At 67.3% G+C, this 11,965-nt stretch carries 11 protein-coding genes and 1 pseudogene; 5 read left to right on the top strand and 7 right to left on the bottom strand.

All coding sequences use genetic code 11. The features are described from left to right. Positions 1–96: 96 nt before the first annotated feature. Positions 97–801, top strand: coding sequence for a TetR/AcrR family transcriptional regulator (locus DYE23_RS03805; RefSeq protein ID WP_011891106.1), 705 nt, complete (start codon positions 97–99; stop codon positions 799–801). A gap of 4 nt (positions 802–805) precedes the next feature. Next, a complete protein-coding gene (locus tag DYE23_RS03800) occupies positions 806–1,672 on the top strand; it encodes a polyphosphate kinase 2 family protein (protein ID WP_011891107.1) in 867 nt (288 codons plus the stop codon). Between the two features lie 55 nt (positions 1,673–1,727). Here the strand turns inward: DYE23_RS03800 and DYE23_RS03795 are convergent. From DYE23_RS03795 to DYE23_RS03775, 4 genes and pseudogenes are all read right to left on the bottom strand, one after another. Continuing rightward, positions 1,728–2,626 (bottom strand): annotated as a pseudogene (locus tag DYE23_RS03795) (hypothetical protein). A 63-nt stretch (positions 2,627–2,689) separates the two neighbouring features. Next, on the bottom strand, positions 2,690–3,544 hold the full coding sequence (locus DYE23_RS03790; protein ID WP_011891108.1) for a 3-hydroxybutyryl-CoA dehydrogenase: 855 nt from the start codon (positions 3,542–3,544) through the stop codon (positions 2,690–2,692). Positions 3,545–3,691: 147 nt separating this feature from the next. Beyond that, positions 3,692–4,978, bottom strand: coding sequence for an isocitrate lyase (gene aceA / locus DYE23_RS03785; RefSeq protein ID WP_011891109.1), 1,287 nt, complete (start codon positions 4,976–4,978; stop codon positions 3,692–3,694). Between the two features lie 280 nt (positions 4,979–5,258). Beyond that, on the bottom strand, positions 5,259–6,032 hold the full coding sequence (locus DYE23_RS03775; RefSeq protein ID WP_235660545.1) for an acyl-[acyl-carrier-protein] thioesterase: 774 nt from the start codon (positions 6,030–6,032) through the stop codon (positions 5,259–5,261). Between the two features lie 132 nt (positions 6,033–6,164). Here DYE23_RS03775 and ramB point away from each other — a divergent pair, with 132 nt between their 5' ends. From ramB to DYE23_RS03760, 3 genes are read left to right on the top strand one after another with little or no spacing between them, the layout of a single operon-like run. Next, entirely contained in the window at positions 6,165–7,613 is a 1,449-nt protein-coding gene (ramB, locus tag DYE23_RS03770; RefSeq protein ID WP_115326525.1) for an acetate metabolism transcriptional regulator RamB, read from the top strand. Next, on the top strand, positions 7,610–8,149 hold the full coding sequence (locus DYE23_RS03765; RefSeq protein ID WP_115326524.1) for a carboxymuconolactone decarboxylase family protein: 540 nt from the start codon (positions 7,610–7,612) through the stop codon (positions 8,147–8,149). The genes ramB and DYE23_RS03765 overlap by 4 nt, the downstream gene beginning before the upstream one ends. Before the next feature lie 55 nt (positions 8,150–8,204). Next, positions 8,205–9,170 carry an alpha/beta fold hydrolase gene (locus tag DYE23_RS03760; protein ID WP_013470595.1) on the top strand — a complete coding sequence of 322 codons (966 nt, stop codon included), beginning with the start codon at positions 8,205–8,207 and terminating at the stop codon, positions 9,168–9,170. 6 nt (positions 9,171–9,176) lie between these two features. Here DYE23_RS03760 and DYE23_RS03755 read toward each other — a convergent pair whose 3' ends face one another. From DYE23_RS03755 to lpdA, 3 genes are read right to left on the bottom strand one after another with little or no spacing between them, the layout of a single operon-like run. Continuing rightward, positions 9,177–10,262, bottom strand: a complete 1,086-nt coding sequence (locus DYE23_RS03755) for a GGDEF domain-containing protein (protein WP_115326523.1) — start codon at positions 10,260–10,262, stop codon at positions 9,177–9,179. A 15-nt stretch (positions 10,263–10,277) separates the two neighbouring features. Continuing rightward, positions 10,278–10,556, bottom strand: a complete 279-nt coding sequence (locus DYE23_RS03750) for a hypothetical protein (RefSeq protein ID WP_172527701.1) — start codon at positions 10,554–10,556, stop codon at positions 10,278–10,280. Continuing rightward, positions 10,557–11,960: a dihydrolipoyl dehydrogenase gene (lpdA, locus tag DYE23_RS03745; RefSeq protein WP_011891116.1), complete on the bottom strand. Its 1,404-nt coding sequence runs from the start codon at positions 11,958–11,960 to the stop codon at positions 10,557–10,559. Positions 11,961–11,965 lie beyond the last annotated feature (5 nt).

Here is an 11,965-nt window from a genome sequence, read left to right as displayed (position 1 = left end):
CGCGCCGAGTGCCCCGTCGGCGCAGCGGTCCGACACGACCTGCGCCCCTGGCCAACGTATTATCGACACCGACTTAAGGAACGGATCTGCACGAACGTGGCCCAACACACTTCGCCCGTGGCGGTCAAGACCGATGGCCGTAAGCGTCGCTGGCACCAGCACAAGGTCGAACGGCGCAACGAATTGGTCGACGGGACCCTCGACGCGATCCGCCGCCTCGGCAGCAACGTCAGCATGGACGAGATCGCCGCGGAGATCGGCGTGTCCAAAACGGTGCTCTACCGGTACTTCGTCGACAAGAACGACCTCACCACCGCGGTGATGATGCGCTTCGCGCAGACCACCCTCATCCCGAACATGGCCGCGGCCCTGACGTCGAACCTCGACGGCTACGAGCTGACGCGCGAGGTCATCCGCGTCTACGTCGAGACCGTCGCCAACGAACCCGAGCCCTACCAGTTCGTGATGGCCAACAACTCGGCGAGCAAGAGCAAGGCCGTCGCCGACTCGGAGGCGATCATCGCCCGCATGCTCGCGGTGATGCTGCGCAGGAGGATGGCCGCGGCGGGAATGGACGCCAGCGGCGCCGAGCCGTGGGCGTTCCACACCGTCGGCGGAGTGCAGCTCGCCACACACTCGTGGATGTCGAACCCGCGGATGACCTCCGACGACCTGATCGACTACCTGACCATGCTGTCGTGGAGCGCGCTGTGCGGCATCGTCGAGGTCAACGGATCGCTGGAGACGTTCCGGCAGAACCCCCATCCGTCCCCGGTCCTGCCGTCGAGCCTGCTTGACTGAGGGCATGACCGAGCCTGACGACCTTCCGTCGCTGTGGAGCCACGAACCGCACGTCGAGCTGAGGTTCCGGCCGGGCGACCGGGTCGCCGACATCGACGCCGATGCGACGCCCGGATTCCGCGGCGACAAGTCCGACGCACCCACGCTGCAGGCCGAACGCAACGTGCGTTTCGCCGAGCTGCAGGAGATGCTGTACGCCAACAGCCGCTCCGGCGACACCCGCTCGGTGCTGCTGGTGCTGCAGGGCATGGACACCGCAGGCAAGGGCGGCATCGTCAAACATGTTGTCGGAGGCTGCAACCCGCAGGGCGTGCAGTACCGCAGCTTCGGCAAGCCGACTGCTGAAGAGTTGGCGCACCACTACCTGTGGCGGATCCGCAAGGCGCTGCCCTCGGCCGGCCACATCGGGGTCTTCGACCGGTCGCACTACGAGGACGTGCTGATCGTGCGGGTGCACAACCTGGTGCCGCCGGAGGTCTGGGAGCCGCGCTACGACGAGATCAACGCCTTCGAACGTGAACTCGTCGACGGTGGAACGACTTTGGTGAAGGTCGCGATGTTCGTCTCGCTCGACGAGCAGAAGAAGCGACTGGCAGAGCGACTGGAACGGCCGGACAAGTACTGGAAGTACAACCCGGGCGACATCGACGAACGCCTCAAATGGCCTGCGTACCAGGAGGCCTACCAGGCGATGCTGGACCGGACGTCGACCGATCACGCGCCGTGGCACATCGTGCCGTGCAACCGGAAGTGGTACAGCCGGCTGGCGATCACCGAGTTGATGATCGAGGCACTCAAAGGGCTCAACATGGCCTGGCCGCCACCGGATTTCGACGTGGCGGCCGAGAAGAAGCGGCTGGCGTCCGCGTAGGGGCGGGTTGGCGCGCCGAATGCACGCATTCTGCGCAGTTTTCGCCGAAATTCAGTCAATGTTCGTGCACTCGCGGCGGTCCCGGCCACCCCCGCCGGCGCAATGCCTGCTCGACCCGAAGGAGTATGTCGTCGGCGTCGCGCAGATGGAGTGCGCTCACCCGCACGATGATCCACCCGCGGCCGGCCAGAAATTCCAGCCGGCCGATGTCCTCGGCATGCGCTCGCGGGTCCGTCCAGTGTCCCCCGCAAGCGGGAGGTGCCCCCAGACCGCCGTCGTACTCGACACCGACCCGGTAGCAAGGCCAGCCCAGGTCGATGCGTCGTACCACCCGGCCTCTGGAGTCGGTGACCGGGACCTGGGTGACGGGCCGGGGAAGCCCGCGGCGCACGAGCACCAGCCGCAACCGGGTCTCCTGCGGCGATTCCGCTCCCCCGTCGACCAGCGACAGGACCGTGCGAAGACGACGCAGTCCGCGCACCCCGGGATGCCTGCTTGCCAGTACGCTCACCTGCGACACGGGCAGAGGGTCGCGTTGAGCAGCGCGTCGATGCGAATGATGGCCTCATCGCCGGGAATTCGACGGCCGAGGTCGAATGCGGTGCGGGCGACCGTCGTGCAGTCGATGCTCCGCACCAGGCAGACCTCGTCGTCGAACAGGGTGTCCCGATGGATCGCGATACCCGGCGGCCTGCCGCACCGCATGCGGGTGAGCTCGGCCGGGGCGGTGTCGGGCAGCCACCGTGACCCGTGCATGGCCGCCGCCGACAGCCCCGCCACGGTGGCGCGCCGTCCCGACCACAGCCACGCCGCGACCGCGCGATCGCATGCCGAAAGCTCCATGCCGACAGGCGCGTACACGTTGTGATGGAGTTTGACGTATCTCCGACGAAGGTCGTAGCGGGTCACCCGTCCGTCGGCCAGCGCCTCCGATCCGAGAAAGAGTCCACTCACACACTGTTAGGCGCACGGGGACGCCGGCCGGTTCCCGACTGCACGCGTTGCGTTCGGCGCGACTCAGTAGGAGTAGAAGCCCTTACCCGACTTCTTGCCCAGCTGACCGGCCTCGACCATGCGCTGCAGCAGCGGCGGGGGCGCGAAGTTGGGGTCCTTGTACTCGTCGTACATCGAGTCGGCGATGAGCTTCATGGTGTCCAGACCGATCAGGTCGCTCAGCCTCAGCGGGCCCATCGGGTGCGACAGGCCGGCGACGACCGCGGTGTCGATGTCCTCGACCGTCGCGACACCCGCTTCGGCCATCCGGATCGCCGAGAGCAGATACGGCACCAGCAGCGCGTTGACGATGAAGCCCGAGCGGTCGCCGCAGCGGACCACCTTCTTGCCGAGCACCTCGCTCGCGAACTGCTCGACGCGGGCGACCGCCTCCTCGGAGGTGACCAGCGTGTTGATGACCTCGACGAGCGGCAGCACCGGCACCGGGTTGAAGAAGTGCAGGCCCAGCACCCGGCTCGGATTCTTGGTCGCCGCAGCGATTTTCATGATCGGGATGCTGGAGGTGTTGGACGCCAGCACCGCGTCGGGGTCGGTGACGACCTCGTCGAGCTGCGCGAAGACCTTGGCCTTGACGGCCTCGTCTTCGATGATCGCCTCGATCACCAGCTGGCGGTCGGCCAGGTCGGCGAGGTCGGTGGTGAACGTCAGCCGCGCGAGTGTGATCTCGAAGTCGTCGGCGGCGAGCTTGCCCTTGGCTTTGGCGCGCTCCAGCGACGCGGTGATGCGCTCGCGTCCCGCGTTGACGAGCGCGTCCGACGGCTCGTAGACGACGACGTTCGCGCCGGCCTTGGCAGCGACCTCCGCGATGCCCGAGCCCATCTGCCCGGCGCCGACCACACCCACACGTTCAATGCTCAAGTCTTTTCTCCTGTTACATGCGACAGACCCCGCCCAAGAGTTGTGGGCGGGGTCTGCGCTGTCAAGCTAGGCGAGCGTGCGCGCGATGTACGCCTACGGCGGCGTGTTGCCGTGCAGACGCGCGCGCTCGCGGTGCCGACGCGACTGTCAGTGGAACTGGCCCTCTTCGGTCGAGCCCGCGAGCGCGGTGGTCGAGCTGGTCGGATCCACGGTGGTGGCGATCCGGTCGAAGTAGCCGGCGCCGACCTCACGCTGGTGCTTGGTCGCGGTGTAGCCGCGCTCCTCGGCGGCGAACTCGCGCTCCTGCAGCTCGACGTAGGCGCTCATCTGGTTGCGGGCGTAACCGTAGGCCAGATCGAACATCGAGTAGTTCAGGGCGTGGAAGCCGGCGAGGGTGATGAACTGGAACTTGAAGCCCATCGCGCCGAGCTCCTTCTGGAACTTCGCGATCGTCGCGTCGTCGAGATGCTGCTTCCAGTTGAACGACGGCGAGCAGTTATAGGCCAGCATCTGGTCCGGGAACTCACTCTTGACGCCCTCGGCGAACTTCTTCGCCAGCTCCAGATCCGGGGTGCCGGTCTCCATCCAGATCAGATCGGAGTACGGCGCGTACGCCTTGGCGCGCGCGATGCAGGGCTCGAGGCCGTTCTTCACGCGGTAGAAGCCCTCGGCGGTGCGGTCACCGGTGATGAACGGCTGATCGCGCTCGTCGACGTCGGAGGTGATGAGCGTGGCGGCCTCGGCGTCGGTGCGGGCGATGACGACGGTCGGCACGCCGGCGACGTCGGCGGCCAGGCGGGCCGAGGTCAGGGTGCGGATGTGCTGCTGGGTCGGGATCAGCACCTTGCCACCGAGGTGGCCGCACTTCTTCTCCGAGGCCAGCTGGTCCTCCCAGTGCGAGCCGGCGACACCGGCGGCGATCATCGCCTTCTGCAGCTCGTAGACGTTCAGCGCGCCACCGAAACCGGCCTCGCCGTCGGCGACGATCGGGGCCAGCCAGTTCTCGACGGAGGTGTCACCCTCCACCTTGGCGATCTCATCGGCGCGCAGCAGCGCGTTGTTGATGCGACGGATGACCTGGGGCACCGAGTTGGCCGGGTAGAGGCTCTGATCCGGGTAGGTGTGGCCGGAGAGGTTCGCGTCGCCGGCGACCTGCCAACCCGACAGGTAGATGGCCTTCAGGCCGGCGCGGACCTGCTGGACGGCCATGTTGCCGGTCAGGGCACCGAGGGAGTTGACGAAGTCCATGTCGTGCAGCTGCTCCCACAGCACCTCGGCGCCGCGGCGGGCCAGGGTGTGCTCCTCGACGACGTGGCCCTGCAGGGCGACGACATCGGCCGGGGTGTAGGTGCGGGTGATGCCCTTCCAGCGGGGGTTGTGGTCCCAGTCGTGCTGGATCTGTTCCGGGCTCTTCGGCATGCCAACGGTCGACATTGGGCTGCTCCTTCGTTGAGTTGCAAACCGCTGCGAATCTCTGTGTTGTCCAGGAATCGCAGCTTCTGTTAACGCTTCCAGCTCCTTGGCCGGATTGCTAAGACGAGGATGCACCACCCGATAACCCCAGGTCCACCCGTTTCGCTTGCCAATTTTCGCCAAGCAGCCCGCAGAAGTTGCGAACCTTGCGAAGCCATGTTGCAGCTGAAACGGTTCAGAAGCTACCGGCGGGTAGCGAATCGTCGCAGGTCAGTACGCCCGTACTGTTTAACTCTGCGTGTCAGAGCGGGAAGATCGCGGCGACCGCTTTGGTCTCGTCGCCGACGACATATGTGAGCGTTGTAACACCGCGGTCGGCGAGTTCGGCGCCGAACTTGTCGGTCGATCCGGCGGGATACTCGTGCCGGATGATCTCCAGATCGTCGCCGAGAGCGACGGGCAGATCGTGCTCGATGGTGACCCGCAGCGGAGCCGTCATCAGGTCGGGCCGGGTGTTCAGATACTCCTCGATCACGCCCCAGTACACGGAGTTGTTCATGTGGTCGAAGATGTCGATGTCGCTGACGCGGACCGGATATCTGTGCACCGACGCGGCGTCCTCCCTCGAGCCGCCCTTCAGATACGGCTTCCACCGCAACCGGTTCTCGTCGGTGGTGCGGCGCAGGCCCTCGATGAAGTCGTCGCTGATGCGTGCCGGGCCCTGGGTCTCCCGGTTGATGTTGATCCAGAACGCCTCGGACTCGACCAGACCGCCCCGTCGTCCCTCGATGCGCACCCGCATCTCGCACCAGCGGTTGGACGTCCCCGAGCACCAGCGCCGCAGCCGCAGGATGTCCTTGAACACGATCGGCTCGACCATGTCGATCATGGTCCGGCGCACGATCCAGAGCGGGTGGGTCTCTTCGTAGCCCATCTCCCGCAGCTGATCGGTGCCGATGTCCTGGATGTGGCGGGTCGCGGCGTCGAACTTCAGCCGGCCCTCGCGGTCGACGTCGGCGACACGCAGCGGCCACTGGGTGTCGAACACGTCGGGATGCGGATCCGGCACCGGCATCAACGTCTTGGCCAGGCCCTGCTTCCCATCGCCCGCGGTACTCACGGATCCCGATCCTGCCACACGCTGCGACGTTCCCATCTCTGCAAACCTGGTCTTCGCAGGCGTGCTAGGCCGGACTATCCTGCGCTCGTGGCGAAAACCTTCGTCGGCGCCCGCGTCCGTCAGCTGCGCAGCGAGCGCGGCTTCAGTCAGGCAGCGCTGGCGCAGATGCTGGAGATCTCCCCGAGCTATCTGAACCAGATCGAACACGACGTCCGTCCGCTGACGGTCGCGGTGCTGCTGCGCATCACCGAGGTGTTCGGCGTCGACGCGACCTTCTTCGCATCCCAGGACGACACCCGCCTGATCGCCGAGCTGCGCGAGGTCACGATGGACCGCGATCTCGACGTCGAGGTCGACCCCGCCGAGATCGCCGAGGTGGTCGCGTCCCATCCCAGCCTGGCCCGCGCGATGGTCAACCTCCACCGCCGCTACCAGTTGACGACGACGCAGCTGGCGGCCGCCACCGAGGACCGTTTCAACACCGCCGGGCTCAGCTCGGCGGGCGGCGGCTCGGGTTCCGGGGCGATCTCGATGCCGCACGAAGAGGTGCGCGACTACTTCTACCAACGCCAGAACTATCTGCACGAACTCGACCTCGCCGCCGAGAACCTCACCGCCGACATGCGCGTGCACCGCGGCGAACTCGCCGGCGACCTGGCCGACCGGCTGCGCTTCGTCCACGGCGTGACGATCATCCGCCGCATCGATCTCGGCGAGGTCGTGATGCACCGCTACGACCCCGACACCCGCCGACTCGAGATGAGCGCGCAGCTCTCGGCGGGTCAGCGGGTGTTCCGGATGGCCGCCGAGCTGGCTTACCTGGAGTGCGGCGACCTGATCGAGAAGCTGGTCGCCGAAGGACATTTCACCAGCGAGGAGTCCAGGAAGCTCGCGCGGATGGGGTTGGCCAACTACTTCGCCGCCGCGACGGTGCTGCCCTACGGGCAGTTCCACGAGGTGGCCGAGAAGTTCCGCTACGACGTCGAGCGGCTCTCGGCCTACTACTCGGTGAGTTACGAGACGATCTGCCACCGGCTCTCGACGCTGCAGCGCCCGTCCATGCGCGGGGTGCCGTTCTCGTTCGTCCGGGTCGACCGGGCCGGCAACATGTCGAAACGCCAGTCCGCCACGGGTTTTCACTTCTCCTCCAGCGGCGGCACCTGCCCACTGTGGAACGTCTACGAGACGTTCGCCAACCCTGGCAAGATCGGGGTGCAGATCGCCGAGATGCCCGACGGCCGCGCCTACATGTGGGTGGCGCGCACCGTGGAACGCCGCGCCGCGCGCTATGGTCAGCCGGGTAAGACGTTCGCGATCGGGCTGGGCTGCGAACTGCGACACGCGCAGCGGCTGGTCTATTCGGAAGGGCTGGATCTGTCGGGTGACCCGAGTGTGCGGGCGACACCGATCGGAGCCGGCTGCCGGGTGTGCGAACGGGACAACTGTCCGCAGCGCGCTTTCCCGGCGCTCGGCCGCGCACTCGACATCGATGAGCACCGCTCCACGGTGTCGCCGTATTTGGTGAGGCAGACATGAGTACAGCCCGTATCCCTCCCGGCGGTTTCAAGGAGCTCGGCCCGCTCAACTGGGTCATCGCCAAGGCCGGCGCCCGCGGCATCCGCAGGCCGCGCTTCAGCCTGATGAACGTGCTCGGTCAGCACCGGCTGCTGTTCCTGGCGTGGCTGCCGCTGTCGGGATATCTGCTCTACGCGGGCAAGCTGTCCCGCCACGACGCCGAGGTCGTCATCCTGCGGGTCGGGCATCTGCGGGGCAGCGAGTACGAGCTGCAGCAGCACCGCAGGCTCGCCAGGTCGCGAGGGCTGGACAAGGAGACGCAGGCCCGGATCTTCGCCGGGCCCGACGCCGAGGGCCTGACCGATCGCGAACGGGTGCTCATCACCGCGACCGACGAGTTCGTCGTCACGCGCGGGATCTCGCCGGAGACGTGGCAGATGCTCGCAGCGCACTTCACGAAACCGCAGCTGATCGAATTCTGTCTGCTCGCAGCGCAATACGACGGATTGGCCGCGACGATCTCGACGCTGCAGGTGCCCCTGGACTTCCCCGACTGACAGCACGGGTTGACATGCGTGACCGCGGTTGTAACGCCGCGGTTACCATTCGTCCATGATCTCCAACCCGTGGCGGCATCCACCCGGTGTCCCCCGCTGCGAGGCGCCGCGCGCCGAGGGCACGTTCTTCCTCCCCGACGGCCGCCGGCTGGGCTACGCCGAATTCGGTGATCCGACCGGCGATGTCGTGCTGTGGTTCCACGGCACCCCGGGTGGCCGCCGTCAGCTGCCGATCGTCGGGCGCCGCGCCGCCGAGCGCCTCGGTCTGCGGGTCGTGCTGGTCGAGCGCGCCGGTGCGGGTCTGAGCTCCGCGCACCGCTACGACAGGATCGGCGACTGGGCCGACGACATGGCGCACGTCGCCGACGCCCTCGGCGCGGACAAGCTCGGTGTGGCCGGGTTGTCCGGCGGCGGCCCGTACGCGCTGGCCTGCGCCGGGATGCCCGCGCTGCGCGACCGGGTGGCCGCCGTCGCCGTCCTGGGCGGGGTCACCCCGTCCGTGGGTCCCGACGCGACCGCCAGCGGCGCGATCACGCTGGCCCGGCAGCTGTCCGCGGTGACGTCGGCGCTGCGCCGGCCGTTCGCCGCCGTCACCGCCGGCCTCCTGACCCCGGTGATCCCGCTCGCGCACCTCGCCTATTCCGGGCTCGCGGCCGTGATGCCCGACGGCGACAAGCGCGTCTTCGCCAACCCGGAGATCGAGGCGATGTTCATCGACGACATCGTCCAGGTCGCCAACGGCAGGTTCCAGGCGTTGCTCGACGACGCCCGGCTCTTCGGGGTGGACTGGGGGTTCCGGCTCGCCGACGTGGCGGTCCCGGTCCGCTGGTGGCACGGCGACGCGGACTCGATCATCTCGCTGGCCGATGCGCAGGCCGCCGCCGAGCACCTTCCCGACGTCGACCTGCTGCTGATGCCCGACGAGAGCCACCTCGGCGGGTTCGCGAAGGCCGACGACGTGCTCGCGTTCCTGGCGCCGCACCTGCGGCCCGACGACGAGCAGCACCGCAGGAAGGTCTGAGCGGGTTCAGGCCGCGTCGGCGGTGATGACGACTTTGTTGCCGCCGTCGGCCTTGGCCTTATACATCGCCGCGTCGGCGGCGGAGATCACGTCGATCAGATCGATGTCGGCCCGCTCGCACGTCGCCAACCCGATGCTGACGGTGACCGTCGGCTCGGCGGGTTCGGCGACGGCGGCACGGATCCGTTCGGCGACCGTCTCCGCCTGATTGCCGGGGATCCGGTCCACCACCAGGAATTCCTCACCGCCCCAACGGACCACGACCGCGTCCTCGGGCACGCTGGCGCGGATCCGTCTCGCCGTCCGGATCAGCACGTCGTCGCCGACGGCGTGGCCGAACGTGTCGTTGACGCTCTTGAACCTGTCGACGTCGATCAGCAGCGCACACAACGTCGCGTCCGCCCGCGCATCGGTGTTGAGCCGCTTCACCGACACCGCCAGACCGCGGCGGTTGGTCAGCTCGGTCAGGGGGTCGGTCAGCGACTGCATCGAGCTGTCCTGCAGCAGCCAGAACCCGAACTGCAACGCCGGCAGCACGCACACCGTGACCGCGAGCGCGATGATCGCCCGCGACACCGCGAGTTGCGGACCGAACACCGGATCCGACACCGCGAGCCAGATCGCGATGCCCACCACGGACGCGGTGCACCAAGCGATGTGCACGAGATGCAGTCGCGGGCCGTGAAAGAACACCACGTATCCGCCCGCGCACAGCAGGATCGGGATACCCGACATCGCCAGGGTCGGGTCGCCGAACAGCAGCGCGGAGACGGTCATCATCACGTCGACGAACACCACCAGCGCCGCCGACTCGCGCACCGTCGGCCACGACCCCAGCGCCCAGCGCGCCGCCCACCCCAGCGAACCCACGGCCAGGATCGCCCACCCGGTGCGGATCAGCACACCGTCGGCGCCCGGCGGCACGAACGCGTTGTACACCGACAGCACGCCCAGCGAACCGCCGATGCCGGCGATGATGTAGCGCAGCACCGGTAACAGACCGCGGGTGCGCAGGAAGTCGATCCGCCACTGGTAGTCGTCACGCTGATTCCACCACTGCCGCAGCAGGGTCCTGACAGTTCCGTCCACCACCTGGCCAATTGTGGCTTACAGGTAGGTGACCCCGAGCACGATCAGCGACAACAGCACCGGCGAGATCGACAATCCCCACAGGAAGGCGGCACGCGCCTCCGATTTCTCGTCCTTGCGCTGCCACAGCCGACGCCCGAGCAACGCCGCGCTCACGCCGACGACGAACGACACCGCCGCCACGACCAGCACCCAGGTGGAGATGTCGGTCGAGGAGATGGCAAACGAGATTCCGGCCAGCCACAGCACATGGCCGACCACCAATCCGCCGACACCGGCGACCCAGATCGCTCTCAACTAGAAGTTGATCATGTGGCCGACCAGCCCGTGGAAGCACTCCTGCATCGCCTCGGACAGGGTCGGGTGGGTGTGCACGTTGCGGGCCAGCTCGTTGGCCGTCAGATCCCACTTCTGGGCCAGGGTCAACTCGGGCAGCAGCTCGGCGACGTCGGGTCCGATCAGGTGGCCGCCGAGCAACTCGAGGTGCTTCTTGTCGGCGATCAGCTTCACGAAGCCGGTCGGGTCCCCCAGACCGTGCGCCTTGCCGTTGGCGGTGAACGGGAACTTGGCGACCACGACGTCGTAGCCCTCGTCCTTGGCCTGCTGCTCGGTCAGGCCGAAGCTCGCGACCTGCGGCTGGCAGAACGTCGCGCGCGGCATCATCCGGTAGTCCTCGAACGGGAGCGTGTCGGCTCCGGCGATGGTCTCGGCGGCGACGACGCCCATCGCCTCGGCGACGTGGGCGAGCTGCAGCTTCGCGGTGACGTCGCCGATCGCGTAGATGTGCGGCACGTTGGTGCGCATGTAGTCGTCGATGCCGATGGCCTTGCGGTCGGTCAGCTCGACGCCGGCCTTGTCCAGCCCGAAGCCCTCGACGTTGGGCGCGAATCCGATCGCCTGCATGACCTTGTCGGCCTTGAGTTCCTCGGTCTTGTCGTTCTTGGAGACCGTGACGGTGACCTGCTTACCGTCGTCTTCTATTTTCTCGACCTTGGTGCCCGTCAGGATCTTCACACCGAGCTTCTTGTACTGCTTCTCGATCTCCTTGGAGACCTCGGCATCCTCGTTGGGCAGCGCGCGCGGCAGGAATTCGACGATCGTGACGTCGACGCCGTAGTTCTTCAGCACGTACGCGAACTCCATGCCGATGGCACCGGCGCCGGCGATGATGATCGACCCCGGCAGCTCGCGGGTCAGGATCTGCTTCTCGTAGGTGACGACGTTCTCGCTCAGCGAGGTGCCCGGGACCAGCCGGGTGCTCGATCCGGTCGCGATGATCGCGTTGTCGAACTCGAGCTTCACAGGGCCTTCTTCGCCGTCCCCGGTCGGTTCGACCTCGATGCTGTTGGGCCCGGTGAACCTGCCGTACCCGTGGACCTCGGTGATCTTGTTCTTCTTCATCAGGAAGTGCACACCGGCCACACGGCCGTCGGCGACCTTGCGGCTGCGGTCGAACGCCGCGCCGTAGTCGAAGCTGACGTCCCCGCTGATGCCGAACGTCTTGGCGTCCTTGTGGAACACGTGCGCGAGTTCGGCGTTGCGCAGCAGTGCCTTCGACGGGATACACCCGACGTTGAGGCAGACGCCGCCCCAGTACTTGGGTTCGACGATGGCGGTGCTCAGTCCGAGCTGGGCCGCGCGGATGGCCGCGACGTATCCGCCGGGGCCGGCTCCGAGGACGACGACGTCATAGTGGGTCACGCCTA

The organism is Mycolicibacterium gilvum (genome assembly GCF_900454025.1).
Classification (GTDB): domain Bacteria; phylum Actinomycetota; class Actinomycetes; order Mycobacteriales; family Mycobacteriaceae; genus Mycobacterium; species Mycobacterium gilvum.
Note: the sequence above shows the minus strand (reverse complement) of the source record. Positions and strands in the feature narration are given on the sequence as shown.

What these genes read in the sequence shown, in the direction of transcription:
- DYE23_RS03800 (WP_011891107.1), top strand. Translation starts at nt 806, where the DNA reads ATGACCGAGCCTGACGACCTTCCGTCGCTGTGGAGCCACGAACCGCAC.
- DYE23_RS03765 (WP_115326524.1), top strand. Translation starts at nt 7,610, where the DNA reads ATGAGTACAGCCCGTATCCCTCCCGGCGGTTTCAAGGAGCTCGGCCCG.
- DYE23_RS03760 (WP_013470595.1), top strand. Translation starts at nt 8,205, where the DNA reads ATGATCTCCAACCCGTGGCGGCATCCACCCGGTGTCCCCCGCTGCGAG.
- DYE23_RS03775 (WP_235660545.1), bottom strand. Translation starts at nt 6,032, where the DNA reads ATGCCGGTGCCGGATCCGCATCCCGACGTGTTCGACACCCAGTGGCCG.
- aceA (WP_011891109.1), bottom strand. Translation starts at nt 4,978, where the DNA reads ATGTCGACCGTTGGCATGCCGAAGAGCCCGGAACAGATCCAGCACGAC.